We start from the raw sequence: 26,389 nt of genomic DNA on the forward strand, positions 1-26,389 counted from the left end.
GTGCCTATCGACCCGACGCTTGGACGAGCTCGGAGATCTCTGCGGGCGCGCCGCCCGAGCGCGGATGCCAGTCTTCGAGCACGGCGTAGGCGATCATGCGCTCTGCGGTGGAGAAGCGTGGGTTGCACGTGGTCAGGGTCAGGATGTGCTCTCCGGGCTCCACTTGCGGCGCCTGCGGCACGGGGAGGAGCACATCGACTCCGGAGGGCCAGACGTATTCGAGCCCGCGGAACCCGTACTGGTACCAGCCGTCCCGCGTCTCGATGTACAGGCTGTCACCCAGCTGCAACTCTCCGACCTCGCTGAAGGCGCCGCCCCAGGTGTTGCGGTGAGCGGCGAGGGCCACATTGCCGAGCTCCCCCGGCATCTGCGTATCGGAGTAGTGCCCGACACCGAGCGTTCTGCTGTTCAGCACGGTCGCTGGGTCGACGCCTTCGCCGATCGCGCGCACGTAGTCCTCGCCGAAGCGGGGAACGATGAGCGCGCCCCAGCGCTCGCCAGCAGCGGGCGCGATGGCGACGGGCGGATCAAGAGGAGCACCAGGATCAGCATCGTCGGGCTCGGGCTCCGGCTCGGGCTGGGCGGCGAGGTCGTCTTCCCACTCCTGCTGCAGTTCGCGCTGCACATCGACCGCGGCACCCTGCTGCACCGACCCTGTCACGATGTCGTTGAGCCAGACGTACCAGCCAAGGAAGAGCATCACGAGTACACCAGCAGTGATGAGGAGCTCGCCGAGCACTCCCGTGATGCTCACGGGGTGAGTCGACTGCGTGCTCCTGGCCACGCGCTCATTGTAGGCGGAGGTGCTGGGCCGGCGGGTCGGGCTAGAATCGCCCCATGGCCAGGACGACGAGCGACTCCGAGAACACGCCCACTCCCAGCAGCAAAGACACCCCGAACCCGGTCTGGTTCAAGCCGGTGATGTTCGGGTTCATGCTCGTGGGCCTGCTGTGGATTCTCGTCTACTACGTGAGTCAGAGCTCGTGGCCCGTGCCGAGCATCGGCCCGTGGAACATCATGGTCGGCTTCGGCATCATGTTCATCGGCTTCCTCATGACGACACGCTGGCGCTGATCGGGCCTTCTGCGATGACGCCCCCCGAGCGGGGGTGAAACTACACGTCTGTGATTATCCCCAGTGTGGAATCAGATGTGGATAACTTTCTCTCACGTTCGTGCGAGGCGCGTCAGAGCAGCGTGAAGCGCACAGCGGTGGCGATGACGAGCGCCACGCCGAGACCGGCCAGCAGCAGCGCTTGTCGCCTCTGCTGATCGGCCCGTCGGGTGCGCAGCAGCACGAGCGCGGCGAGTGCCCCGACGATGAGCCCCCCGATGTGGGCTTGCCACGAGACGCCCGGGATGACGAAGCCGAGCCCCAGGTTGATGGCGATGAGGACGATGAGTTGGATGCTCCCCCCACCCAGACGGCGCTGGATCACGAAGAACGCCCCGAGCAGCCCGAAGATGCCGCCGGACGCTCCCACGACCACCGTGAGCGGTGCGAGCCAGAGCACGGCGACCGATCCGCCGAGGATCGACAGCCCGTACACCGCGAGGAAGCGTACTCGCCCGATGAGCCGCTCGAGCAGAGACCCCAGCACGAACAGCGAGTACATGTTGACCAGGATGTGGAAGATGGATCGCTCGCTGTGCACGAGCGCGACCGTGAGCATCCGCCATGGTTGCTCGGGAGTGAACGGGGGGTAGTACGCGAACATCTGCGTGAGCAGGCCCTGGGTGAGCCATTGCAGGAGGAAGGCTGCCGTCGTGACGGCGATGATCGTGTAGGTCACGACCGGAACGCTGCTCCCGCGTCGGAAGGCGCGCGCGACGCGCGACGGGCGGCGGGGTGCGGCGGCGGCCGCCGCGGCGCGGCACTCCGGGCAGTGGACGCCGACGGGGGCGGGCGTCTGGCACTCCGGGCACACCGGACGGCCGCAGCGCTGGCAGCGGACGAGGCTGCGCCGGTCGGTGTGCCGATAGCAGACGGACGCGCCGGTCGCGGCGCCCGGGTCGCTCACGCGGCCTGCGCCACCTCGATGCTCGAGATGACGACGTCCTCGAGGGGCTTGTCACCCGCACCGGTCGGCACGGCTTCGATGGCGTCGACGACCCTGCGGGAGGCGTCGTCGGCGACGGCACCGAAGATCGTGTGGTTGCCGTTGAGCCACGGCGTCGGCACCGTCGTGATGAAGAACTGCGAGCCGTTGGTGCCGCGACCGCCGCGCTTGCCGGCGTTCGCCATCGCGAGAAGGTAGGGCTCGGTGAACTGCAGTTCGGGGTGGATCTCGTCGTCGAACTGGTAGCCGGGGCCGCCCGTGCCCTGACCGATCGGATCGCCGCCCTGCAGCATGAAGCCGGTGATGATGCGGTGGAAGATGACGCCGTTGTACAGCGGCTCGCTCGTCGCCTGGCCGCTGTGCGGGTCGGTCCACTCTCGCGTCCCCGTCGCGAGGCCGACGAAGTTGTCGACGGTCTTGGGCGCGTGGTTGCCGTAGAGGTTGACGACGATGTCGCCGTGGTTGGTGTGGATGGTCGCGACAGCGGTGTGGATCGTCATGCCCGCCATTCTTCCACGCTCAGCACCGGGCGATTCCTGAGCATTCGGTCTGTGCCGTTGGGGAGCCTCGTGCATCAGTGCCAGGATGGACGGGTCACCGATCGCCACCTGCTGGAGGATGAGGACCATGGGATTGTCACGCAAGCGCCGCCGCGAGATCAAGAAGCTTCGCGGGTCGGCCTCGGATGTGTGGAGCGAGCAGCGCGAGGTTCTCGAGCATGCCGCGAAGGTTCTGCGTGCGGCGAGCCGCGAGGCGGCGACGGTCGCGCGCGACGACGTCGCGCCCCGCGTGAAGAGCGCGTACGAGAAGCGCGTGCAGCCGAGCATCGACGCCGGCGTCGGATCGGTGCGGTCGGCCGCGAGCGCGACGCGCTCCACGTTCACCGACGATGTACTGCCCGCCGTCTCAGGCGCACTGGGATCGGCGATCGCCGTTCTCGACATCGCGCGCAACAAGCAGCTGCGGGATGCCCTCAAGTCGGCTTCCGCGTCCGGTCGCGAGCTCGCCACCCGGGCAGGTCAGCGCGTCGGCCTCATCGAGGTCAAGCCCAAGCCCGGCCCCGGCACGTACATCCTCATCGGGCTCGGTGTGGTCGCCGCCGCGGGCGTCGCCTACGCCGCCTGGCACACTCTGCGTGCCGACGACGACCTGTGGGTCGAGGCCGAGGACGAGCCGACTCCGGCCACGTAGCTCGCACCACACGAAGCGGCGCCGCCCTCTGGGCCGGCGCCGCTGTGCTGTGTGGTGCGGGCGCGCGTCGTGCCCGAGCGCGAGCAACACAGCGGCGGGATCTGAGTGGAGCCTAGGAGAATCGAACTCCTGACCTCCTGCTTGCAAAGCAGGCGCTCTACCAATTGAGCTAAGGCCCCTTGTGGGTTGTGCGCGTGGGGATACGAGGACTTGAACCTCGGACCTCTTCGTTATCAGCGAAGCGCTCTAACCGCCTGAGCTATATCCCCGTGAGACCGGATACGACTGTACAGCACCCGGTCACCCTCCCCCAATTCGCGACGATGCGGCAGGGGAGGGGCGTGTCAGTTGTTGGTGAATCCGACGAGGAGCCCGCCGGTGAGTCGCACGCTGAGGTTGTAGATGAGCGCGCTCACCGCACCGAGCACCGTGCCGCCCACCGCGTTCAGCACCGCGACGATGCTCGCGAAGAACATCACCTGACCGAGCGAGAGGATCTCGGCGAGGCTCAGGGCGTCCTCCCCGAGGATCTCCGCGAAGAGCGAGTCGAGCTGCGAGATGACGCCGAGCGAGGAGAGGACGATCCACACCATGAGCGTCGCGATGAGGAGCGCGATCGACAGGCAGATCGCGACGAGGAAGGAGAGCTTCACCGCCGACCAGAAGTCGATGTAGACGAGTTTGAGGCGCACCTGCTTGACGGGGGCGCTGCGCTGCGACTTGCGCTGCAGCTTCTCGGCGACTGTACTCACGAGCTGTGGTCCTTCCCGGCCTCGGTCGCGGTCGCGGCCGGAGCGGCATTGTCAGTATCGGCATCCGTCGCCGTGTCGGCATCCGGATCCACCAGATGGCGCTCGCTGTTGCGAGCGATGGCGATGATGCGGTCGTCGTCGTCCGGCCGGGCGAACACGACGCCCATGGTGTCGCGCCCCTTGGCGGGCACCTCGGCCACGGCAGAGCGTACCACCTTGCCGTTTTGCAGGACGACGAGCACTTCGTCGTCCTCAGCGACGATGAGGGCGCCGGCGAGCGCGCCACGGTCGTCATTCAGTTTGGCGACCTTGATGCCGAGCCCCCCGCGCTGCTGGATGCGGTACTGGTCGACGGCGGTGCGCTTGGCGTATCCGCCCTCCGTGACGACGAAGACGTAGCCGCGATCGCCGACGACGGAGGCCGAGAGCAGTTCGTCGCCCTGGCGGAACTTCATGCCCGTGACGCCGGAGGTGGAGCGGCCCATGGGGCGCAGCGCGCTGTCATCCCCGGTGAACCGCAACGACATTCCCAGACGGGAAACGAGCAGGATGTCGTCGGACTCGTCGGCGAGCATGGCCGACACGAGCTCGTCGCCCTCGCGCAGGTTGATGGCGATGATGCCGCCCGTGCGATTGGTGTCGTACTCGGTGAGGGCCGTCTTCTTCACGAGACCGTTGCGCGTGGCGAGCACGAGGTGCTCGGCGACCGAGTAGTCGCGGATGTCGAGGATCTGGGCGATCTGCTCATGCGGCTGCAGGGCGAGGAGGTTGGCGACGTGCTGGCCCTTCGCGTCGCGGCTGCCCTCCTGAATCTCGTAGGTCTTGAGCCGGTAGACGCGCCCCGTCGTGGTGAAGAACAGCAGCCAGTGGTGCGTGGTGGTGACGAAGAAGTGCTCGACGACGTCGTCCGCGCGCAGCTGCGCGCCGCGCACCCCTTTTCCGCCCCGATGCTGAGGGCGGTAGTTGTCGCTGCGCGTGCGCTTGATGTAGCCGCCTCGCGTGACGGTGACCACCATCTCTTCGACGGGGATGAGGTCTTCGACGCTCATGTCGCCGTCGAAGCCGAACATGATCTCGGTGCGGCGGTCGTCGCCGTACTTGTCGACGATCTCGGTGAGCTCCTCGCCGACGATCGTGCGCTGGCGTTCGGGGCTGGCGAGGATGCTCTGGTAGTCGGCGATGAGCCGCTCGAGCTCCTCCGCCTGCTCCTGGATCTTCTGCCGCTCGAGCGCCGCGAGGCGGCGCAGCTGCAGGTTGAGGATGGCGGTGGCCTGCAACTCGTCCACGGTCAAGAGCTGCATGAGCCCGTCGCGTGCCTCTTCGGTGGTCTGCGAGCGGCGGATGAGCGCGATGACCTCGTCGAGAGCATCCAGAGCCTTGAGGTAGCCGCGCAGGATGTGGGCGTCCGCCTCCGCTTTGGCGAGGCGGAACGCTGTGCGCCGCACGATGACCTCGATCTGGTGGGTGACCCAGTGGCGAATGAAGCCGTCGATCGGGAGGGTGCGGGGCACGCCGTCGACGATGGCGAGCATGTTGGCACCGAAGTTGTCTTGCAGCTGCGTGTGCTTGTACAGGTTGTTGAGCACGACCTTGGCGACGGCGTCGCGCTTGAGCACGATGACGAGACGCTGACCGGTGCGGCCGGAGGACTCGTCGCGGATGTCTGCGATGCCGGCGAGCTTGCCCTCCTTGACGAGATCGGCGATCTTGATCGCGAGGTTGTCGGGGTTGACCTGGTACGGCAGCTCGGTGATGACGAGGCACGTGCGGTTCTGGATCTCCTCGACCGTGACGACGGCGCGCATCGTGATCGACCCGCGTCCCGTGCGGTAGGCGTCCTGAATGCCCTTGACGCCGAGAATCTGGGCGCCGGTCGGGAAGTCGGGGCCCTTCACGCGCTGCAGGATCGCGTCGAGCAGCTTTTCCCGATCCGCTTCGGGGTTCTCGAGGTGCCACAGCGCGGCGGAGGCGACTTCGCGCAGATTGTGGGGCGGGATGTTCGTCGCCATGCCGACCGCGATGCCGACGGAGCCGTTGACGAGGAGGTTCGGGAACCGCGAAGGCAGGATGCTCGGCTCGCGCGTGCGCCCGTCGTAGTTGTCCTGGAAGTCGACCGTGTCTTCCTCGATATCGCGCACCATCTCCATGGCGAGCGGAGCCATCTTGGTCTCGGTGTACCGCGGGGCGGCGGCGCCGTCGTTGCCCGGCGAGCCGAAGTTGCCCTGACCCGCGGCGAGCGGGTAGCGCATCGACCACGGCTGGACGAGGCGCACGAGAGCGTCGTAGATGGCGGAGTCGCCGTGCGGGTGGAACTGCCCCATGACGTCGCCGACGACGCGCGAGCACTTCGAGTACGCCTTGTCAGGTCGGTATCCGCCGTCGAACATGGCGTACAGCACGCGGCGGTGCACGGGCTTGAGCCCATCGCGCACATCGGGCAGCGCGCGCCCGACGATGACGCTCATCGCGTAGTCGAGGTAGGAGCGCTGCATCTCGAGCTGCAGGTCCACCTGGTTCACGCGCCCGCCGGGGCCGTAGTCGATGGGCTCGGTCGCCTCAGCGTCGATCGGCCCGGTGCCGGTGCTGTCGTCTGCCATGGTGTTGCTGCCTTCGGTGGTGGTGGAGTGGGGGTCCGCGTTCGCGCTGCTCGGTGACGAGCGGCGCGGTCAGATGTCCAAGAACCGCACGTCCTTCGCGTTCTGCTGGATGAACGTGCGTCGCGACTCGACGTCCTCGCCCATGAGGGTGGAGAACACGGCGTCGGCCATGGCCGCGTCGTCGAGCGTCACCTGCAGCAGAGTGCGGCTGACGGGGTTCATCGTCGTGTCCCACAGTTCCTGGTGGTTCATCTCACCAAGACCCTTGTACCGCTGCACCCCGTTGTCTTTCGGGATGCGCTTGCCGCTCGCCAGCCCGGATTCCATGAGGGCATCGCGCTCACGGTCGCTGAACACGTACTCGTGATCGGCGTTGGTCCACTTGAGGCGGTAGAGGGGAGGCTGTGCCAGGTAGACGTAGCCGAGATCGATGAGGGGCCGCATGTACCGGAAGAGCAGGGTGAGGAGGAGGGTCGTGATGTGCTGGCCGTCCACGTCGGCATCGGCCATGAGCACGATCTTGTGGTAGCGCACCTTGTCGGGGTCGAAGTCCTCCCCGATGCCCGCGCCGAACGCCGTGATCATCGCCTGCACCTCGGCGTTGCCGAGCGCGCGATCGAGTCGGGCCTTCTCGACATTGAGGATCTTGCCGCGCAGCGGCAGGATCGCCTGCGTCTCCGGATTGCGGCCCTGGACGGCGGAACCGCCTGCGGAATCGCCCTCGACGATGAAGATCTCGCTGAGCGACGGGTCCTTCGATTGGCAGTCCTTGAGCTTGCCGGGCATGCCGCCGGATTCCAACAGGCCCTTACGCCGGGTCTGCTCGCGCGCCTTGCGCGCGGCGAGGCGCGCGGCGGCCGCCTGCATCGCCTTGCGGATGACGTCCTTGCCCTGCACGGGGTTGCGCTCGAACCAGTCCGAGAGGTGCTCGCCGGTGACTTTCTGCACGAACGACTTGGCCTCGGTGTTGCCGAGCTTGGTCTTGGTCTGGCCCTCAAACTGCGGCTCACCGAGCTTGATGGAGATGACCGCGGTGAGGCCTTCGCGCACGTCATCGCCCGAGAGGTTCTCGTCCTTCTCCTTGAGGATGCCTTTCTCTCGCGCATAGCGGTTGACGAGCGTGGTCAGCGCAGCGCGGAAGCCCTCCTCGTGGGTGCCGCCCTCGTGCGTGTTGATCGTGTTGGCGTAGGTGTGCACCGACTCGCTGTATCCATTGGTCCACTGCATGGCGACCTCGAGCGCGATGCGGCGCTCGGTGTCCTCCGACTCGAAGGAGATGATCTCGGGGTGCACGACCTCGGTCTTCTTCGCCGAGTTGAGGAACTCCACGTAGTCGACGAGGCCCTGCTCGTAGTGGAACTCCTCGCGCAGCGGCTCGTCGCCGGCTTCCTTGGCGACGATCGTCTCGCCCTCGGTGGCGACGCGCTCGTCGGTGATGGTGATGCGCAGCCCCTTGTTGAGGAAGGCCATCTGCTGGAAGCGCGTGCGCAGGGTATCCCAGTCGAACTGCACGGTCTCGAAGATCTCGGCGTTCGGCCAGAAGGTGATCGTGGTGCCGGTCTCGGTCGTCGCCTCGCCCTGCGCGAGCGGAGCATCCGGAACGCCGTTCTGGTAGCTCTGCCGCCACACGGAGCCTTGACGCCTCACCTCCACGGCGAGGCGGGAGGAGAGCGCGTTGACGACCGAGCTGCCCACGCCGTGGAGCCCCCCGGAGACCGCGTATCCGGTGCCGCCGAACTTCCCTCCCGCGTGGAGGATCGTCAGCACCACCTCGACGGTCGAGCGCTTCTCGACCGGATGCTCATCGACCGGGATGCCACGGCCGTTGTCGACGACCTGCACGCCGCCGTTCTCGAGCAGCGTGATGTGGATCGTGTCGCAGTGGCCGGCGAGCGCTTCGTCGACGGAGTTGTCGACGATCTCGTACACCAGGTGATGCAGACCGCGGGGCCCGGTGGAGCCGATGTACATGCCGGGCCGCTTGCGCACCGCCTCGAGCCCCTCGAGTACCTGGATGTCGCCGGCGCCGTATCCGTTGTCCGAGTGCGAAGTCGAGGCTGTCATGTGCGTGTGGGTGCTCCCGCCGAGTCGATCGTGGTGGCCGATCACGGGCCCAGGAATGGGTCCCCGACGACGTGTCCATCCTACCAATAAATGCGTGCTCAGCGGCGCCAGAAAGGGCCTCTGGGGAGATTTCGGCGCTGTACTGGAGTGATTCGTCTTCCTAGCCGTACGTGTCGCGTGGACCACGACCGGGCACCGAACGCGGGCCGCGCTTCCAACTGGGCGCTCCCGGCCCCAGAATCCGCACCCCCGACACCCCCGCCTCGGGGAAGGTGCGCACGATCGACGTCAGAATATCGCTCTGCATCAAGCGCAGCTGTGTCGCCCACGCTGTCGAATCGCACTGGATGCTCAGCACGCCCTCCTCGATGCCGACCGGCTGCGACCGGGCCGCGACGTCTTCCCCGACGATGCTCGACCACGCGGAGAGCAGCTCTCCTCGCGCGAGCGGGGAGGTCCAGCCCATGACACGCGTGAGCGAGTCGATGACGTCGTCCAGCCCCGCCGGATCGCGCCCCGCGCCGAAGGGCGAGGTCGCTCCGCGTGTGCGGGCCCCCGCAGCTCTCTTGCGTGCATCCGACGACCGCATGGAAGGATCGCCGAAGACCCGGCGGAGTCGCTGATAGACGGCACTGGCCTCCGACTCCGGCTGAACCGCGTGGCGCTGGTCGGCGTCGCCGGGCGTTGACCCAGGGGGTGCGGGCGTGTCACTCATCGTTTGCGTCCCCGCTCGCACCGACGATCGCCCCGGCCGCGATACTCACGCTCCTGGCCCGCAAGCGCTCCGGCACGTCCCGCCCGACGGCCGCGGTGATGAGCACCTGCTCGTAATCGACGATCGCATCCGCGAGGCGTTCGCGACGCCCCTCATCGAGCTCGGCGAATACATCGTCGAGCACGAGCACCGGGTCGCCGGCCACCGCGTCGACGCGCAGCACGGCGGCCGAGGCAAGCTTGAGGGCGAGCGCGAACGACCAGCTCTCTCCGTGGCTCGCGTACCCCCGCGCCGGCAGACCGTTGAGGTCGAGCACCAGGTCGTCCCGATGGGGGCCGACGAGTGTGACGGCGCGATCGAGCTCATCCCGCCGCCGAGCGACCAGCCGTTCTCGGAAGATCGCTCCCACTCGGTCAGGGTCTCCCCCGGCCTCACCCCCGACAACCTCAGCCGACGATGCAGCATCGGGGGAAGCATCCGCATCGATGCTGCGCTGGATGCTCACCCCCGTGTCGTGCTCATCGCCAGCGACCGCCCGGTAGGCCCGCGAGATTTCCGGCCGCAGCTGCTCGACCAGTTCGTGCCGCGCCACCATGATCGCCGTGCCGAGCTCTACGAGGCGGTCATCCCAGACGTCGAGGGTGCTCAGCGAGTCGGCTGGCAGGCGGGAGGCTCGAGCCGACTTGAGAAGGGAGTTGCGCTGTCGTACGACCCTCTCGTAATCGGCCATGATGCCCGCGAAGCGGGGCGATCTCTGCACGACGAGGGAGTCGAGGTAGGCGCGGCGTCCCGAAGGCTCGCCTCGCACGAGCGAGAGATCCTCGGGAGAGAAGAGCACGCTGGCAAAATACCGCGGCAGCTCTCGCGTGCGGACGGCACCGCGATTGACCTGCGCCTTGTTCGCGCCAGCGCGGTTGAGCTGCAGCTCGATCACGAGCGACCGCTCCTCGTGCTGAACCCGCATGCGCACGATCGCGCTCTCCTGTCCAGCCCGCACGAGCGGCTGGTCCGTAGACACCCGGTGAGAGGAGACCGTGCTCAGATACCCGATGGCCTCGACGAGGTTGGTCTTCCCCTGCCCATTGCGCCCGACGAACAGGGTCGTGCCCGGCGACAGCTCTACGTCGGCCCGCGCATAGTTGCGATAGTCGACGAGGGTGAGGTGCGTGACGTGCACGCCGCTCAGCGCAGGAGCAGGTTCGGCTGCAGCAGGTAGCGGTAGTTGTCCGAACCCGGCTGGTCCTTCGACGACTGGCTCGTGATGAGGACCGGGCCCGGCTTGTTCGGGTTATCGGTCTTCGTAAACGACAGGCGCACGAACTCGCTGTGCACCGCCGCCAGGCCGTCGATGAGGAACTGCGGCTTGAGGGACACGGTTGTGTCGCCCCCCGTCACGTGGGCGTCGATCGTCTCGGACGCCTGCGCGTTCTCGGACCCGATCGCCTCGAGGGTCAGTCCGTCTTCGGTGAAGGAGTACCGCAGGGCGGCGTCGCGCTCGAGCACGAGCGCGACTCGGCGCGTGGCCTCAACGAGCTCAGCGGTGTTCATGACCGCGTAGTTCTCGACCGACTCCGGGAAGAGCCGCTTGACGGGCGGGAAGTTGCCCTTGATGAGCAGGGAGGTCACCGTCTTCTTGTCCGCAGAGAAGGCGATGAGCTCGCGGTCGCCTCCGGTCACGATCGTCACGGTGACCGCGGAACTGTGGCCGAAGATCTTGCCGATCTCGGACAGGGTGCGCGACGGTACGAGCGCGGTCACCCCGACCTCGACAGCCGTGGACTCCCAGTCGATCTCGCGCACCGCTACCCGGTACCGGTCGGTCGCGACGAGGGAGAGGCGGTTCTCGACGATCTCGAGCTGCACGCCCGTGATGACCGGGGTCACGTCGTCCCGGGACGCGGCCACGGCCACCTGGCCGACGGCGTCGGAGAAGTCCTCGCCCGGCAGCACGCCGCTCGGGCCGTCCACCTCGGGCAGGCTCGGATACTCCTCCACAGGCATGCTCGAGAGGGTGAATCTGGCCGAACCGCAGGTGACGGCGATCTTCGACTCGATCGTCGTGAACTCAACGGGCGCGGCAGGAAGCCTCGAAGCGATGTCGGCCAAGAGCCGACCGGAGACGAGAACGGTGCCTTCCTCGGTGATGTCAGCAGCGATCGTGGTCTGAGCCGACACCTCATAGTCGAACGACGACAGGGTCACGGATCCGTTCTCCGCCCGCACGAGCACGCCGCTGAGAATCGGCAAGGTGGTGCGCTGCGGAAGGAGCTTGACGGCGAACGACACGGCGTCGCTCAGAACGTCGCGATTGACCTGGAACTTCACGCGGCTGCCTCTCGGTCGTCCCTCACCCACCCGAATCCCGGGCCTTCCATACTGGCACAGCGGGTGCGCTGTTCGGCGGGGACGATGAAGTTATCCCTCGTCATCCTCTGAAGAGAAACAAGAACAACACCCTTAACCGCTGTGCACAGTGTGGATAAGGCGGCCAGCCGCCCGAGTCCTGGCTGAACCACATCTCTGTAACTTGTGGAGGAGGGGTACGAACCCCGCGGCCGATACGTGCACTCGGTGCCGGAGCTGCACGTCCGCACCCACAGGCGGAAGGAGTCATTCAACAATCGCTCCCCACCCTCGATGGAGTTATCCACAGGCTGTCCCCAGTGTGCGAAAGTGCTCGGAACCGGACGACGGGAGCGCGATCACGAGAAGGAGGGAGGGCGATGGTGGCCGTGCGCCTGGGTATCGGATGGGCAGCACACAGCGTCGACGTGTCGATCAGCTGTAGCGGTTGTTCTGCTTGATGCGGCTCGTAAGCTCGGTCACCTGGTTGTAGATCGACCGGCGCTCCTTCATGAGCTCGCTGATCTTCTTGTTGGCGTACATCACCGTGGTGTGATCACGGTTGCCGAACAGCTGCCCGATCTTGGGGAGCGAGAGATTGGTGAGCTCGCGACACAGGTACATCGCGATCTGGCGCGCGGTAGCGACAGCCTGGGAGCGCGAGGACCCGTAGAGGTCGTCGACGGTGAGCTTGAAGTAGGCGGCCGTGTGATTGATGATGTCGACCGGTGCGATGACGTTGTCCTCGTCAAGCGTGATGAGGTCCTTGAGCACGGTTTGCACGAGCTGCAGGTCGACGGGTGTGCGGTTGAGGTTGGCGAATGCTGTGACTCGAATGAGCGTGCCCTCGAGTTCGCGGATGTTGCTCGACACCTTCGACGCCATGTACTCGAGCACGTCGTCGCGAACCTGAAGTCGGTCGTTCTGCGCCTTCTTGCGCAGGATCGCGATGCGGGTCTCGAGGTCGGGGGCCTGCACGTCGGTGATGAGGCCCCACTCGAATCGACTGCGCATGCGGTCTTCGAAGCCGGTGAGGTGCTTGGGGGGAAGGTCGCTCGTGATGACCACCTGCTTGTTGTGATCATGCAGCGTGTTGAACGTGTGGAAGAACGCCTCCTGCGTGGAGTCCTTCCCCTGGAGGAACTGGATGTCGTCGATGAGGAGGATGTCGATCTCGCGGTAGCGGGACTGGAACACGCTGGCTCGGTTGTTGGCGATCGAGTTGATGAAGTCGTTCGTGAACTCCTCGCTCGAGACGTAGCGCACGCGGATGCCCGGATAGAGGCTTTCCGCGTAGTGCCCGATCGCATGGAGGAGGTGTGTCTTGCCCAGACCGGACTCGCCGTAGACGAACAGCGGGTTGTACGCCTTGGCAGGTGCCTCGGCGACCGCGACAGCCGCCGCATGCGCGAAGCGGTTGGAGCCGCCGATGACGAAGTTGTCGAAGCTGTACTTGGGATTGAGCCGACTGTCACCCCGTCGCCCCCCGGCATCAGTGGGCGGCGGGGGGCTCGACTGCTCGATGTAGGGAGCAGAGGACTCTGACGTCTCGAGCGAGTCTTCGAGACCGTCGTTCTGGATCTCGGGGTTCACGACGATCGCGAAGCTCGAGACGTTGTCGCCGGCGACGGTCGTCAGAGCGGTGAGGAGGGGCAGCCGGATTCGCTGCTCGAGCATGCCGCGGGTGAGTTCGTTGGGCACTTCGAGGTACAGGGTTCCGGCCATGATGCCGCGCGGCTCGACGAGGTTGATGAAGCCGCGCAGTTGCGGGGTGATGCGATCGTCCGTCGTGAGTGCGGTGCGCACCGAGTTCCACAGCTCCTGTGGTGACTCGGCGTCGTCGGCCATGACGGGGGTCCTCCTCGCTTCTGGGTGGCAGGTGTCGTGAGCGCGGTGTGCGCGCGATGTGAGGGCTCGGTGGCGATCGTGCGCGGTTGTGCGCGCGGTCTCGCAGGCGTCGGGCCGTCTGCCCACTGTAGTTCGATACCGCGCGTCGTGCCCAACGATCCCCGGATCGATGGGGATAATGCGCGCCCGCGGGCCGCGCGGTTTGACCGGCCGAGCGGGCGGACCTATTGTTAACCGGTTGACTTCTGTCTGCGTTCGTCATGACCGCCGCAGACAGCCTTCCTTCCGTCGTCGCAGCCCTCGCGGGCCGAGGAGATCACATCATGAGCAAGCGCACCTTCCAGCCCAACAACCGTCGTCGCGCCAAGGTGCACGGTTTCCGTCTCCGCATGCGCACGCGCGCCGGACGTGCGATTCTCGCTGCCCGCCGCCGCAAGGGGCGCACCGAGCTCTCGGCGTAGCCGAGCACGTCAGGTGCTCCCGCGCGCGCACCGCATTTTGCGCGGTGAGGATTTCCGCCGGATCGTGCGTCGCGGTCGACGCGCGCCATCGACCCTCGCGGTGATCTACTGCGCACCGAGCGTCGACGGGGCGGGGCCACGGTTTGGTTTCATCGTGTCGTCGCAAGTCGGTAATGCGGTGCATCGCAATCGTGTGCGTCGACGTTTGCGGGCGATCTGCACGTCGGCAAGCTTCGTACCGGCGACGGCCGACGTCGTGATCCGCGCACTCCCAGGGGCTACCGACGTTGGCTGGGATACCCTGCGTTCTGACATCGAGGGCGGTCTCCGACGGGTGGTGATGACGTGACGACTACGGGCGTGCTGCGTGTGCTGCGCGCGATCGGGCTCATTCCCCGTAACGCGGTCGTCGCGGTGCTCCATGTCTACCGAGCGGTCATCTCGCCGCTCTACGGCGACGTCTGTCGCTACTACCCGAGTTGCTCGGCCTACGGGTTGCGATCGGTGCAAGAGCACGGTGTCCTCAAGGGAGCCTGGCTGACCACGCTCCGCCTGGCCCGCTGTCATCCTTGGTCGGAGGGCGGCATCGACGACGTCCCCGTGCTCGCGCACTCCCCGTACCGCCGCACCCGTTTCGGGTTCATCACTCTTGAGAGAAAGGCGTAGCCCCCCGCATGGACATCATCGGCGGCATCCTCTGGCCCATCAAGTGGGTCATCGAGGCGATCCTCGTCGGCTTCCATTCACTGCTCACGATGGCGGGGATGGAATCGGCAGCCGGCATCACCTGGGTGCTGTCGATTTGCGGATTGGTCGTGGTGGTGCGGGCTGCGCTCATTCCCGTCTTCGTCCGCCAGATCAAGAGCCAGCGGAAGATGCTCGAGATCTCCCCCGAGCTCAAGAAGGTCCAGGACAGGTACAAGGGCAAGAAGGACCAGTTCTCGCGCGAGGCCATGTCTCGCGAGACGATGGCGCTGTACAAGAAGCACGGCACCAACCCGCTCTCCTCGTGCCTGCCGCTCCTGCTGCAGATGCCGATCTTCTTCGGTCTCTTCTCGGTGCTCAACGATGCCTACGCCGACCGTCCCGGCGTCGGGCTTCTCGACGCTCGGCTCTCTGCGGAGTTCGGCAGTGCCGAGCTGTTCGGCATCGCTCCGTTGGGCAGCTCCATTGCCGGCTCCGAGGGCAACGTCGCGGTCATCATCATCGCCGTCGTCCTGGTGATCCTGATGACGGGCTCGCAGTTCATCACGCAGCTGCAGATCATGTCCAAGAACCAGTCGCCGGAGATGAAGGCATCTCCGATGTACCGGCAGCAGCGCATCATGCTCTACCTGCTGCCCCTCGTCTTCGTCTTCTCGGGCTTCGCCTTCCCCATCGGCGTGATGTTCTACTGGTTCACGTCCAACATCTGGACGATGGTGCAGCAGTTCATCGTGATCCGGAACATGCCGACTCCGGGCAGCGAGGCGGCCCAGGCTCGCGAGGCGCGGCTGGCGCGACGGCGCCAGCGCAAGGGCCTTCCCGACCCGGATGACGATGCGCCTGGCACCGTCGCCGTGGAGGAGCCGAAGAAGCCCCAGCGCCAGCAGCCCGTGAGCAAGCAACGAGCGAAGAAGAAGAAGTCATGAGTGACGCGACCCCTGCGACGATCGACCCGACCCTCGACGAGGGCGAGGTCGCGGCCGACTACCTCGAGGAGCTCTTGGACATCGCCGATCTCGACGGCGATCTGGATATCGAGGAGCGCGCCGGCCGCGTCTATCTCTCGGTCGTCGCGGAGGAACCGGATGCCCTGCGCACGCTCTCCAAGCCGGAGACCGTCTCGGCTCTCCAGGAGTTGACGCGCCTCGCCGTGCTGGCTCGCACAGGCGAGTTCTCACGTCTCATCCTCGACATCGCCGGTTCGCGCGACGCGCGCGCCGAAGAGCTGCAGCGCCTCGTGGATCGCGCCGTCGAGCGGATCGAGGACGGCGCGTCATCAGCGGCGCTTCCCCCGATGTCGAGCTACGAGCGCAAGCTGGTGCACGACCTCGTCGCGGCTCGCGGCTTCACCTCGGAGTCCGAGGGCGAGGGCGCGGATCGCCACACGGTCATCCGTCGCGGCTAGCAGGCATGTTTCACGTGAAACATGACGACTGATCTCGAGGCAGAGCCGGCCGCAGCACGCGAGATTCTGGGCGACGGGCTGGAGCGTGCCCGCGCGTTCGCAGCCGACCTCGCTGAGCAGGGCGAGGAGCTCGGGCTCATCGGCCCAATGGAGGCCGAGAGGTTGTGGTCGCGCCACGTCTTGAACTGCGCCCTCGTCGCGCCCCTCCTGCGGGGAGGTTCCCGAGTCGCCGACGTGGGAAGCGGCGCGGGCCTCCCCGGGCTCGTGCTCGCGATCGCTCGACCGGATGTCGAGCTCGTGCTCATCGAGCCGATGGAGCGCCGGACGGCGTGGTTGCTCGCGGAGACCGCGCGACTCGCGCTCGACAACGTCACCGTGGTGCGCGCCCGCGCCGAGGACGCGGTGGGCGCGGGGCCCTTCGAGCAGATAACGGCACGCGCGGTGAGCGCGTTGACCAAGCTCATACCGCTGACGGTTCCCCTCGCCTCGGACGGCGGAGAGCTGCTGTTCCTCAAGGGAGCGCGCGTCCACGACGAGGTCCTCGCCGCACGCGCGGTCTTGCGACGTCACGGCATCCGGGAGTACGAGGTGCTCGAGCTGGGCGGCGACCTCCTTCCGGAGGCCACCCGGTTGTTTCGGGCTACAGTGGTCGGGGCATCCTGAGGCGCATCGCCCAGGGGACGGGACGGGCGCTGAGGACAGCGCCCGTTTCACGTGAAACATTCGAGCGGGAGGCTCATCGGTGACGACGGACGGCACCTACGACGACACCACGCCGTTGGCGCGCGAGATCGCAGACATCACGCGTCGCCGAATGGCGCTCGAGGCGCAGGCGTTCGCGCTGCCAGAGGCGGCGCGCGTCATCACGGTGTCCAACCAGAAGGGCGGCGTCGGCAAGACCACCACGACCGTCAATCTCGCAGCCGCCCTCGCCCGCTCCGGGGCGCGCGTTCTCGTCATCGACCTCGACCCCCAGGGCAACGCGTCCACGGCGCTCGGCGTCGAGCACCGCGCTGACACGCCCAGCGTGTACGACGTCGTCGTGGGCGACTCGGCTCTGCAGGACGTCGTGCAGAAGAGTCCGGAGTTCGAGCACCTGTACTGCGTCCCCGCCACCATCCACCTGGCCGGAGCAGAGATCGAGCTGGTCTCGCTCGTGGCCCGCGAGCAGCGGCTGCGCACGGCCCTCGACGCGTACCTCGCGGAGGTCGACGAGCCGGTGCACTACGTGTTCATCGACTGCCCTCCCTCTCTGGGTCTCCTGACGATCAACGCCTTCGTCGCTGCGCGCGAGGTGCTCATCCCGATCCAGTGCGAGTACTACGCGCTTGAAGGCCTGAGCCAGCTGCTCAACAGCATCGAGCTCATCCAGAAGCACCTCAACCCCGAGCTGAGGGTCTCCACGATCCTGCTCACGATGTACGACTCGCGCACGAACCTCGCGAACCAGGTGGCTGACGATGTGCGTCAGCACTTTCCCGACCAGGTGCTGACGACCCTCATCCCCCGCTCCGTGCGCATCAGCGAGGCACCCAGCTACGGGCAGAGCGTCATCAGCTATGACACCAGTTCCCCCGGCTCGCTCTCGTACCTCGAGGCTGCCGCCGAGATCGCACAGAGAGGCGCGGCATCCTGATGGCGACCAAGAGAACGGGGCTCGGGCGCGGTATCGGCGCGCTCATCCCGACGGCAGATGGCGACCGTCCCGTCGACGTCTTCTTCCCGCAGCCGGCCCCCGCTGACGGGGACCTCTCGGCCGTGCCCGGCGCGCGGCTCGCGGCGATCGCTCCGGCCGACATCGTGCCGAACCCGCAGCAGCCCCGCACTGAGTTCGACCCCGAGGCCCTGCAGGAGCTCGTGCACTCGGTGCGAGAGTTCGGCGTGCTGCAGCCGATTGTCGTGCGCGAGCGCATGGGCGCTGGCGAGGGCGAGCCGCGGTACGAACTCATTATGGGCGAGCGGCGCCTGCGAGCATCGACGATCGCTGGCCTCGAAGCGATCCCCGCGATCGTGCGGAACACCGCGGACGACGCGATGCTGCGGGATGCTCTTCTCGAGAATCTCCATCGCGCTCAGCTGAATCCGCTCGAGGAGGCGAGCGCGTACCAGCAGCTGCTCGAAGACTTCGGCATCACGCAGGAGCAGCTGGCGGAGCGGCTCGGGCGGTCACGCCCGCAGATCACGAACACCCTGAGATTGCTGCGACTGCCGGAGGCTGTGCAGGCGCGGGTCGCTGCGGGGGTGCTCTCCGCGGGCCACGCGCGGGCCATCCTCTCGACGGGCTCGGGCGAGGCCATGGCCCGTCTCGCCGACAAGATCGTCAACGAAGAGCTGTCGGTGCGACAGTCCGAAGCGGCAGCGCAGGCGATCACGGGCAAGGGAGGCACTGCGGGGGCGCAGAAGCGCAGGCCTGCAGCCGGAGGACGGCAGGGGCAGCTCAACGAGATTGCCGAACGACTCGGCGATCGGCTCGATACTCGAGTCTCGATCACTCTCGGTCAGAAGAAGGGCACGGTCGTGATCGACTTCGCGACCGTGGCCGATCTCAACCGCATCCTGGGCGAGCTCGGCGAGCCCCGCTTCCGCTGAGCGACGCCGGGGTGACACCGTCGCGGACCGCGGACCGCGGACCACGGACCACGGACCGTGCAGCATGCCGCGCGCTCAGGCCGCGCGTCGGTCGCCGTGCGCGAGGCTGTTCAGCGGCGCGCGTCGCGCACGGCGGCCTGGGCGAGCTCGGCGTACACCCACCCGACGTCGTGGCCTGCCGCGTCGAGCGCGAGGGCGAGAGTCGAGGTCTCGGTGAGCCCGGGCATGACGCTCGCCTCGAGGAACCACGGCGTGCCGGTGCCATCGATGATGAGGTCGATGCGGCTCAGGTGCCGCAGGCCGAGCGCGTCATGCGAGGCGAGGGCGACCTCGGTGGCGCGCGCCGCAACGGTGCCGTCAATACGAGCCGGCGCGTAGAACCGCGTGGCTCCCGCGTTGTAGCGAGCCTCGAAGTCGTAGAACCCGGAGAGCGGTTCGATCTCGACGGGCGGCAGCGCGACAGGTCCGTCTCCGGTGTCGATGACGCCGATGCACACCTCGGTGCCGCTGATGCGTTGCTCGATGAGGGCGACGTCGCAATACGTGTAGGCGAGCACCATCGCCCTGCGCAGCTCTTCGTCCGTGTCGACGAGGCTGACGCCCTGTGCCGAACCGCCCTGGGCCGGTTTGACGGCCACGGGCGGGGGCAGCTCGCTGCGCACGACGTCGAGCACGCTCTCCGCTCCGAGTTCGCGAAAGGCGTCGCGCGTGAGCGCGATCGAGTGCGGGGTGGGCACCCCGACCCGCCCGACGAGCGTCTTGGCGGTGGGCTTGTCCCAGGCGAGCCGCGTCGCGCTCGCCGAGGAGCCGACGTAGGGCAGCCCGAGAAACTCGAGGAGGCTGCGCAGAGCTCCGTCCTCTCCGCTCGCGCCGTGCAGGGTGGGCCAGATGACATCCGGCGGCTGCGCGATGAGGTTCGGCAGAAGGGACGCGTCGGGGTCCCGCAGCTCGACCTCCAGGCCGTGGGCGGCCAGAGCGTCGGCGACCTGCCGACCGGACCGCAGCGAGATATCCCGCTCGTGGGAGATCCCGCCCGCGAGCACGACGACGCGCTCAGCGGGGGAGGCGCCGCGCGTCACGGCGCACCCCGCTCCGCCGGAGGCAGGGGCTCTGCGCTCGCGGTGGCGTGCGCGCGGCGCACCGTCTCGATGGGGCCGGTCGGCGAGAAGGTCTGCAGCAGCTCGGTCTCGCTGCGCACCACGGTCGCGAGGCGGCGCACGCCCTCCCGCACCTGGGCTGCCTCTGGATAGCAGAAGGCGAGACGCAGCGCTTCGCGCCCTGAACCGTCGGCGTAGAAGGCCGTTCCGGGCGTGTAGGCGACGAGTTCCTTGACCGCGCGGGGCAGCATGCCCTTCGAGTCGAGACCGCCGGGCAGGGTGAGCCACACGTAGAACCCCCCGTTGGGCACAGTCCAGGTGAGGTCGGGCAGGTAGTGATCGAGTGCGTCGAGCATCGCGTCGCGTCGCTCTCGATAGAGATCGCGGAAGACGTCGACCTGGCCGCGCCAGTCGGCGCGATCGAGGTAGTCGCTGATGATCATCTGGTTGAGGGAGCTGGGGCTCAGAATGGCCGACTCGGCGGCCAGCACGAGTTTCTCGCGGATCGCGTGCGGCGCGAGCGCCCACCCGACGCGGAACCCGGGCGCGAAGGTCTTGGAGAACGAGCCGAGGTACACGATGCCCTCATCGTCGACGGACCGCATTGCTTGCGGCGCGGGTCGGTCGAACCACAACAACCCATAAGGGTTGTCCTCAATGATGAGGATGTCGTTGCGCCGGGCAATGTCCAGGATCTCGAGGCGCCGCTCAGCCGAGAGGGTCACCCCAGCAGGGTTGTGGAAGTTCGGGATGAGGTACAGGAGCTTGATCGACCGCCCCGCCGCGCGCAAGGAGGCGATGCGCTCGGTGAGAGCGTGGGGGATCATCCCGTCGTCGTCCATCGGCACGTGGGCGACCTCAGACTGGTACGAGCGGAAGATGCCCATCGCGCCGACGTAGGAGGGCGACTCGGCGATCACGACATCACCGGGGTTCAGGAAGAGCTTGGCGACGAGATCGAGCGCCTGCTGCGACCCCGTCGTGACGACGACGTCGTCTACGCCGGCACGAATGCCCTCCAGCGCCATGATCTCGAGAATGTGCTCGCGCAGCTCGGGGGTTCCCTGACCCGAGCCGTACTGCAGAGCGGCAGGACCCCGCTCGGCCATGACGCGCTCCATCGACGCCGCGACGGTGTCGAGGGGCAGAGCCGAGACGGCCGGCATCCCGCCGGCCAGGGAGACGACCTCAGGGCGCGACGCGACGGCGAACAGTGCGCGCACCTCGGAGGCGCTCAGGCCGGCGGTGCGCTCGGCGTAGTGCCCGTACCAGGGGTCGAGGTTCGTGCCCTCACGCGAAATGGTCATGGTCGTGAATCCCGTTCGGTCCGACGTCAGGCGTGGTGCTCACCCCCCCAGGATAGGCGCACCCGACACGAGGGCCCGCCCCCCGACGGTCGAGGAGCGGGCCAGGGTTGCCCTAGCGCGACGTCGGGGACGGCAGCCCTACGCGAGGAACTCGGCGAGGTCGGCTTCGAGGGCCGGCTTGGGCTTGGCGCCGATGACGGTCTTGACGACCTCGCCCCCTCGGAAGACCTTCATCGCGGGAATCGACGTGATCTGGTACTTCATGGCCGTCTCGGGGTTGTCGTCGACGTTGAGCTTGACGATGTCGATCTTCTCCGAGTTCTCCGTCGCGATTGCGTCGAGGATCGGTGAGACTGCGCGGCACGGGCCGCACCACTCGGCCCAGAAGTCGACCATGATCGTCTTCTCGCTCTGCAGGACCTCCGACTCGAAGGTGGCGTCGTTGACGTCTCGTGTGGACATGGGATCTCCTTAGCTTGTGCGGGGTTCGGTGGGGTGGGGAGCGCGTCAGACGGCGACGGCCTCGGCGGAGGCACGCAACTCGTCGGTGAGTCCCTCGAGGTAGTGCTGAGCATCCAGAGCCGCCACCGTGCCGCTGCCCGCGGCGGTGACCGCCTGGCGGTAGGTCGGGTCGAGAACATCACCCGCGGCGAAGACGCCGGGCACGCTCGTCTTCGACGACCGGCCCTCGACGGCGATCGTGCCGTGCTCGGTGAGCTCGAGAACGCCGTGCACGAGATGGGTGCGCGGATCGGCGCCGATCGCGATGAAAAGGCCACTCACATCGAGAGTCGACTCCTCCCCCGTGACGGTGTCGACGAGGCCGACGCCCGTCACCAGGTCGTCGCCGTAGATGCTCTGCACGCTCCGGTTGAAGAGGAACTCGATCTTCGGATCGTTCATGGCGCGATCCTGCATGGCAGCGGAGGCTCGCAGGGTCTCCGAGCGGTGGATGACGTACACCTTGTCGGCGAAGCGCGTGAGGAAGGTTGCCTCTTCCATGGCCGAATCGCCGCCGCCGACCACCGCGACCGTCTTCTGGCGGAAGAAGGCGCCATCGCACGTGGCGCACCAGGAGACTCCGTAGCCGCTCAGGCGCTCCTCGTCCGCGAGGCCGAGCTTGCGGTACGCCGAGCCCGTCGCGTAGATGATCGAGAGCGCCTCGTGGCGGTCTCCGTTCCCGAGCGTGACGGCCTTCACGTCGCTGCCGAGCTCGAGCTCGGTGACATCGTCGTAGACGATCTCGGTGCCGAAGCGCTCCGCCTGCTGCTGCATGCGCGTCATGAGGTCGGGGCCCATGATGCCCTCGGGGAAGCCGGGGAAGTTCTCCACCTCGGTCGTCTTCATGAGTTCGCCGCCGAACTCCACCGAGGAGGCGATGAGCAGCGGGTCAAGATTGGCACGCGCGGCGTAGATCGCGGCGGTGTAGCCCGCGGGGCCTGACCCGATGATGATGACCTGACGCATGATTCCCCTCGACTGCGGTTCGCAGCGCCGTTGTGGGCGCTATCCGTGCCAACACAGTCTAGGACTGAGGTATTCCGCCCCTGAGGGTGTTCACCGGATGGCCACCTTAGCGCCCGCGACGCACGCGCTCTCGCGCCTGACGGACGAGGAGCGTGGCCTCCGGAACACGCAGTGCCCAGAGCGCGAGCCCGTAGACGACGGTGATGAGAAGGCCGACCAGCCCGATGGTGACGACAGCGCCGGGAATCGTCTCCCGCGCGAACCCGCCCTCGGTGAAGGCGCCGAGGGCGCCGCTCGCGAGCAGCCCGGCGGCGAGCGAGAGCACGGCGGCGGCAGTGGACTGCATGATGCGCAACCACACGGTCTTCATGCCGAAGGCGCCGATGCGCCGCGAGAGGGCGCTCGCGCCGAGGATGAGTTGGAAGGCCCCGGCCGCTGAGGTGACAAGACCGATCCCGGGCACGATCCACGCCGTGGGCAGGGCGAGGCAGGCGAGCGCTCCCGCGACGAAGAATCCGGTGTGCGCGGCCTGCAACCAGAAGGCCAGCGGTGTGTCGTCGAGGGCGTACAGCACGCGCTGGATGACGAAATAGGCACTGAACGGCACGAGCCCTACCGCGAAGGCGGCGATGACGATCGCGATCTGATCGACGGCGGGAGCGCTGAAGATGCGGGCGATCGGAACGGACAGTGCGATGAGGCCGGTGGCGGCGAGTGCCATGAAGAGCACCGTGAGGATGCTCGCGGTGCGGGTATCTCCGCGAATGCCGGCGATGTCGCCGTCCCGGGCTCGTGCGCTCATCCGGGTGAGGTAGGCCGTCACCATCGAGACGACGATCACCGAGTGCGGCAGCATGAACAGCAGCCAGGCAGTGCGCATGACCATGAGCGAGGCGTCGTCGGCCGTCGCCGCCTCGGAGGCGACACGCGTCTGCACGAGCCCGCCCAGCTGCATCACGACGATCATGGCAAAGACCCAGCCGGCGGCGCGTCCGGTCGCACCGAGGCCCACTCCTCTCCAGCGGAAATCGGGCCGGAAGGTCAGCCCCGCCCGTCGCCAGAAGAGCAGGAGCACGAGTGCCTGGCACACGACGCCGAGGGTCGCGGAGCCACCCAGGACGGCGATCATGTCGGGCGTCCACTGCGCCGCGTCGCGCACGTCGGCATCGAACAGGAGCCCGAAGAGCAGCAGGCCGGCGATCGTGACGACGTTGTTGAGCGCGGGGGCCCAGGTGAAGGGGCCGAAGACCTTGCGCGCGTTGAGCACCTCGCCGAACAGCGTGTACAGCGCGTAGAAGAGCACCTGGGGCAAGCACCAGTAGGCGAAGGCTGTGGCGAGGGCGAGCTCCTGCTCGGTGAAGCCGCGCCCGGTCGCCCCGTCGGCGGGGCTCGCATAGAGCGCCACGAGCGCGGGGGCCGCGAGCGTGGCGATGACCGCGGCGAGCAGGAAGACGACGAGACCGACCGTGATGAGCCGGTTGAGGTAGGCGCGGCCCCCATCGGCATGGCTGTGGGCGCGCACGATCTGGGGCACGAGCACAGCGCTCAGCACGCCGCCCGCGATGATCGCGTAGATGTTGTTCGGCAGCTGGTTAGCGAGCGCGAAGGTGTTGGCCCCGGATCCGAGAGCTCCGATCGTCTGCGTGAGCATGACGGCACTGACGAATCCGAGCAGTCGCGAGACCACGGTTCCCGAGGCGAGAACCAGGCTTGCGCGCCGCAGACTCGAGCCCTCCGAGGGCTCTTCCGGGGTGGGCTCCACCGGCGGGAGCGCTGCGCTCATGGGGTGTCGGCCGTCTCGTCACCGGTGACCGCCAGACGGCGACGGCGTCGCTTGCGCACGTTGCGCGCGATCCCAATCGCGAAGAGCAGCGCGATGACCGCGGCGATCGCGATGGTACCCGCGGTCTCCCACCCCGCCTGCAGATTGAGTTCGAAGCTCGTGGACGCGCCCACCGTGCGTCCCTCTGCATCGCGCAGCGACACGGTGATGTCGACGGTGCCGTTGGTGAGCGATTGCACGGGAACGAGGGCCTGCGCACTCGACTCAGGCTCGAGCGTCACCTCGACGCGTTGATCCAGCACCCGCAATTGCCCGGTCGCGGGAGAGACGCTGACGAACACCGTCACGGGCGCATCGAGTGAGTTCTGGATGGTGATCGGCACGGAGGTGCGGTCAGTGAGCAGCAGGATCGGGCTGCTGTCGACGACCTGCACCGACGAACGCAGCCGCTCCGACGAGGCGACGAACTCCCCGAGAGCGCTGATGCGGTCAGGCCCCCATCCGGGCGAGGTCGATGCGAGCAGTTCGAGACGGCGCTCGGCGACGAGGGCTTCGGAATCCGCCGCGATGCTGGCGAAGGCACGATCGGCGTCCTCTGCGGCGAGCGCGCTCGAGGCTGTCGCGGTGAGCGCGTCATCGACCGGCGCCTCGATCACGGAGGCCTCACCGCTGGGCGTGCCCTGCAGAAGACTCGACAGCGCCGCAGGAGCGCGCCAGGGGAGCGCGTCGAGAGCGTCGAGGAGGTCGGAGAGTCGTAGGGCGCTGCTCGCATCGCGGTCGACGGCTCCGACCAGGTCTCGGCCGTCGGAGGCCGCCGCGGCGAGGAGCGCGCTCGCTTGTGCGACCGCGCTCGTCCAGGCCTGGGTCGAGCGAGCTGACGCCGCTTCGGCGAGCGCTGCGGACAGGGCGCTGTCGACGGAGAGCACCCGAGAACCCTCGAGTGAGAGCAACGGCCCGTCCCCCGAGAGCCGCGAGCTCGGCGCGAGCACGGTCCGCGCTCCCGACTCGATGAGGGAGACCAGGGCCTCGTCGGAGATCGCGGGCCCGGACGGCCAGACGACCGCGGTCGTGGAGTGGGCCCAGGCGGCCAGCTCCTCGAGTGTCGAGGAGGTATCCCCCCCGGGAGCTCGATCGGGAGGAGCGAGCGGTGCGCCACCCGCGAGGGACGGAAGGGCGGGGTCGGCGTCGGCCCAGCCGAGGGCGAACGAGTCGATCGCGGAGTTCGCCAGGCGGTCGAGGAGGTCGAGAGCGCTGGGGGGCGCGTCATCGCCGAGGATGCGCGTGGATGCGACGATGCGTGGATCCAGCGCGAGCGTCACGTCGTGTTCCGACGCCGCGTCGAGGGTTCTCGTGAGCGATCCACCCTCTGCCGTGAGCCTCGCCAGCTGCTGCGAGGAGAGCAGGGCGGCGGGGACGCCGGGCGTGGAGAGCGGCACGACGATGGCCGATCGCCCGGTGGGCAGCGGGTCGCCCGATGCCAGCCAGACGACAGCGGTGGGATCCGCGGCGAGCATCTCACCGTCAGCACGCAGCTCGACAAGCGCGCGCCGCGGCCCTGAACGCGTGTCGGTTCCCAGCTCGCCGGCTTCCACGCGCAGATCGAGCACGGCCACTGAGCCGGGCTCGAGAGACCGCACAGTGTCACGGGCGACGGCGCGGTCGAGCGCGAGCGGGGCATCCTCGGCGAACCAGGACGCGAGCTCCTGCCCGGTCGCTCTGCCGGAATCGAGGGAGAGCACGACCTCGCCGGCAGGAAGCACCTGCTCGGTGCCATTGCGCACCGTCACGCGCACCGAGAGCATGGTGCCCTGCCGCACGAGACCCGCGTCCGCCGGCGCAGCGACAAGCGTGACGGCCTCGGTGTCGGCCTCCTGGAATGACGCGGCGGCACCGGGAGCCGGCGCGAGCGGGGCCGAGCACACCGCGAGCAGAAGCCCGATGGCCATCGAGGAGAGGAGGGGGGAAGTCGCGCGGGAGCCCCTGTGCCCCCGGTCGACCGACATGCG

At 67.7% G+C, this 26,389-nt stretch carries 26 protein-coding genes and 2 tRNA genes; 10 read left to right on the plus strand and 18 right to left on the minus strand.

Translation table 11 applies throughout. The annotated features are described in order from the left end of the window. Positions 1-4 precede the first annotated feature (4 nt). A complete protein-coding gene (locus RJQ01_RS10350; protein WP_350476649.1) occupies positions 5-784 on the minus strand; it encodes a class E sortase in 780 nt (259 codons plus the stop codon). Positions 785-837: 53 nt separating this feature from the next. On the opposite strand from RJQ01_RS10350, the gene RJQ01_RS10355 reads away from it, so the two are divergent. Continuing rightward, positions 838-1,074 carry a cell division protein CrgA gene (locus tag RJQ01_RS10355; RefSeq protein ID WP_350476650.1) on the plus strand — a complete coding sequence of 79 codons (237 nt, stop codon included), beginning with the start codon at positions 838-840 and terminating at the stop codon, positions 1,072-1,074. Positions 1,075-1,186: 112 nt separating this feature from the next. Here RJQ01_RS10355 and RJQ01_RS10360 read toward each other — a convergent pair whose 3' ends face one another. After that, a complete protein-coding gene (locus RJQ01_RS10360; RefSeq protein WP_350476651.1) occupies positions 1,187-1,792 on the minus strand; it encodes a rhomboid family intramembrane serine protease in 606 nt (201 codons plus the stop codon). Positions 1,793-2,016: 224 nt separating this feature from the next. Beyond that, positions 2,017-2,559 (minus strand): peptidylprolyl isomerase, encoded by a 543-nt coding sequence (locus RJQ01_RS10365; protein ID WP_350476652.1) that lies wholly within the window; start codon positions 2,557-2,559, stop codon positions 2,017-2,019. 127 nt (positions 2,560-2,686) lie between these two features. On the opposite strand from RJQ01_RS10365, the gene RJQ01_RS10370 reads away from it, so the two are divergent. Continuing rightward, entirely contained in the window at positions 2,687-3,250 is a 564-nt protein-coding gene (locus RJQ01_RS10370; protein WP_350476653.1) for a type 1 glutamine amidotransferase family protein, read from the plus strand. 106 nt (positions 3,251-3,356) lie between these two features. Here the strand turns inward: RJQ01_RS10370 and RJQ01_RS10375 are convergent. The 9 genes from RJQ01_RS10375 to dnaA all read right to left on the minus strand — a co-directional run bounded on the left by RJQ01_RS10375 (position 3,357) and on the right by dnaA (position 13,569). Then, positions 3,357-3,429: transfer RNA gene (locus RJQ01_RS10375), tRNA-Ala, on the minus strand. 16 nt (positions 3,430-3,445) lie between these two features. Further along, positions 3,446-3,519: transfer RNA gene (locus RJQ01_RS10380), tRNA-Ile, on the minus strand. Between the two features lie 75 nt (positions 3,520-3,594). Next, positions 3,595-4,002, minus strand: a complete 408-nt coding sequence (locus tag RJQ01_RS10385; RefSeq protein WP_350476654.1) for a DUF3566 domain-containing protein — start codon at positions 4,000-4,002, stop codon at positions 3,595-3,597. Beyond that, complete coding sequence (gene gyrA, locus RJQ01_RS10390) at positions 3,999-6,599, minus strand: DNA gyrase subunit A (protein ID WP_350476655.1); 2,601 nt, start codon at positions 6,597-6,599, stop codon at positions 3,999-4,001. The genes RJQ01_RS10385 and gyrA overlap by 4 nt, the downstream gene beginning before the upstream one ends. A 69-nt stretch (positions 6,600-6,668) precedes the next feature. After that, complete coding sequence (gene gyrB, locus RJQ01_RS10395) at positions 6,669-8,663, minus strand: DNA topoisomerase (ATP-hydrolyzing) subunit B (RefSeq protein WP_350476656.1); 1,995 nt, start codon at positions 8,661-8,663, stop codon at positions 6,669-6,671. Positions 8,664-8,823: 160 nt separating this feature from the next. Further along, positions 8,824-9,252 (minus strand): DciA family protein, encoded by a 429-nt coding sequence (locus tag RJQ01_RS10400; RefSeq protein ID WP_502885261.1) that lies wholly within the window; start codon positions 9,250-9,252, stop codon positions 8,824-8,826. A gap of 118 nt (positions 9,253-9,370) precedes the next feature. Continuing rightward, positions 9,371-10,555: a DNA replication/repair protein RecF gene (gene recF / locus RJQ01_RS10405; RefSeq protein WP_350476658.1), complete on the minus strand. Its 1,185-nt coding sequence runs from the start codon at positions 10,553-10,555 to the stop codon at positions 9,371-9,373. A 5-nt stretch (positions 10,556-10,560) separates the two neighbouring features. Further along, complete coding sequence (dnaN, locus tag RJQ01_RS10410) at positions 10,561-11,703, minus strand: DNA polymerase III subunit beta (protein ID WP_350476659.1); 1,143 nt, start codon at positions 11,701-11,703, stop codon at positions 10,561-10,563. Positions 11,704-12,156: 453 nt separating this feature from the next. Then, a complete protein-coding gene (gene dnaA, locus RJQ01_RS10415; protein ID WP_350476660.1) occupies positions 12,157-13,569 on the minus strand; it encodes a chromosomal replication initiator protein DnaA in 1,413 nt (470 codons plus the stop codon). A 323-nt stretch (positions 13,570-13,892) separates the two neighbouring features. Here dnaA and rpmH point away from each other — a divergent pair, with 323 nt between their 5' ends. The 8 genes from rpmH (at position 13,893) to RJQ01_RS10455 (ending at position 18,729) form a co-directional block, all read left to right on the plus strand. Continuing rightward, the gene (gene rpmH, locus RJQ01_RS10420) at positions 13,893-14,030 is read left to right on the plus strand and encodes a 50S ribosomal protein L34 (protein ID WP_022881903.1); all 138 of its coding nucleotides are present in this window, start codon (positions 13,893-13,895) and stop codon (positions 14,028-14,030) included. A 13-nt stretch (positions 14,031-14,043) separates the two neighbouring features. Next, positions 14,044-14,379 carry a ribonuclease P protein component gene (rnpA, locus tag RJQ01_RS10425; RefSeq protein WP_350476661.1) on the plus strand — a complete coding sequence of 112 codons (336 nt, stop codon included), beginning with the start codon at positions 14,044-14,046 and terminating at the stop codon, positions 14,377-14,379. A gap of 11 nt (positions 14,380-14,390) precedes the next feature. Further along, positions 14,391-14,696: a membrane protein insertion efficiency factor YidD gene (gene yidD / locus RJQ01_RS10430; protein WP_350476823.1), complete on the plus strand. Its 306-nt coding sequence runs from the start codon at positions 14,391-14,393 to the stop codon at positions 14,694-14,696. Positions 14,697-14,704: 8 nt separating this feature from the next. Then, entirely contained in the window at positions 14,705-15,661 is a 957-nt protein-coding gene (yidC, locus tag RJQ01_RS10435; protein WP_350476662.1) for a membrane protein insertase YidC, read from the plus strand. Then, entirely contained in the window at positions 15,658-16,140 is a 483-nt protein-coding gene (locus tag RJQ01_RS10440) for a Jag family protein (RefSeq protein ID WP_350476663.1), read from the plus strand. Before yidC ends, RJQ01_RS10440 begins: the two co-directional genes overlap by 4 nt. A gap of 21 nt (positions 16,141-16,161) precedes the next feature. After that, positions 16,162-16,803, plus strand: coding sequence for a 16S rRNA (guanine(527)-N(7))-methyltransferase RsmG (gene rsmG, locus RJQ01_RS10445; RefSeq protein WP_350476664.1), 642 nt, complete (start codon positions 16,162-16,164; stop codon positions 16,801-16,803). A 151-nt stretch (positions 16,804-16,954) separates the two neighbouring features. After that, the gene (locus RJQ01_RS10450) at positions 16,955-17,776 is read left to right on the plus strand and encodes a ParA family protein (protein WP_350476824.1); all 822 of its coding nucleotides are present in this window, start codon (positions 16,955-16,957) and stop codon (positions 17,774-17,776) included. Beyond that, on the plus strand, positions 17,776-18,729 hold the full coding sequence (locus RJQ01_RS10455; protein WP_350476665.1) for a ParB/RepB/Spo0J family partition protein: 954 nt from the start codon (positions 17,776-17,778) through the stop codon (positions 18,727-18,729). The genes RJQ01_RS10450 and RJQ01_RS10455 overlap by 1 nt, the downstream gene beginning before the upstream one ends. Before the next feature lie 110 nt (positions 18,730-18,839). On the opposite strand, the gene RJQ01_RS10460 is transcribed toward RJQ01_RS10455, so the two are convergent. The 6 genes from RJQ01_RS10460 to RJQ01_RS10485 all read right to left on the minus strand — a co-directional run bounded on the left by RJQ01_RS10460 (position 18,840) and on the right by RJQ01_RS10485 (position 26,386). Further along, the gene (locus RJQ01_RS10460; protein ID WP_350476666.1) at positions 18,840-19,808 is read right to left on the minus strand and encodes a D-alanine--D-alanine ligase family protein; all 969 of its coding nucleotides are present in this window, start codon (positions 19,806-19,808) and stop codon (positions 18,840-18,842) included. Continuing rightward, the gene (locus tag RJQ01_RS10465) at positions 19,805-21,133 is read right to left on the minus strand and encodes an aminotransferase-like domain-containing protein (protein ID WP_350476667.1); all 1,329 of its coding nucleotides are present in this window, start codon (positions 21,131-21,133) and stop codon (positions 19,805-19,807) included. Before RJQ01_RS10465 ends, RJQ01_RS10460 begins: the two co-directional genes overlap by 4 nt. Before the next feature lie 138 nt (positions 21,134-21,271). Continuing rightward, positions 21,272-21,595 (minus strand): thioredoxin, encoded by a 324-nt coding sequence (gene trxA, locus RJQ01_RS10470; RefSeq protein WP_350476668.1) that lies wholly within the window; start codon positions 21,593-21,595, stop codon positions 21,272-21,274. 45 nt (positions 21,596-21,640) lie between these two features. Further along, positions 21,641-22,600 carry a thioredoxin-disulfide reductase gene (gene trxB, locus RJQ01_RS10475; RefSeq protein ID WP_350476669.1) on the minus strand — a complete coding sequence of 320 codons (960 nt, stop codon included), beginning with the start codon at positions 22,598-22,600 and terminating at the stop codon, positions 21,641-21,643. Between the two features lie 106 nt (positions 22,601-22,706). Continuing rightward, a complete protein-coding gene (gene murJ, locus RJQ01_RS10480; protein WP_350476670.1) occupies positions 22,707-24,383 on the minus strand; it encodes a murein biosynthesis integral membrane protein MurJ in 1,677 nt (558 codons plus the stop codon). Next, complete coding sequence (locus tag RJQ01_RS10485; protein ID WP_350476671.1) at positions 24,380-26,386, minus strand: DUF6049 family protein; 2,007 nt, start codon at positions 26,384-26,386, stop codon at positions 24,380-24,382. The genes murJ and RJQ01_RS10485 overlap by 4 nt, the downstream gene beginning before the upstream one ends. Positions 26,387-26,389 lie beyond the last annotated feature (3 nt).

Source organism: Microcella sp. (assembly GCF_040286215.1).
Classification (GTDB): Bacteria; Actinomycetota; Actinomycetes; order Actinomycetales; family Microbacteriaceae; genus Microcella.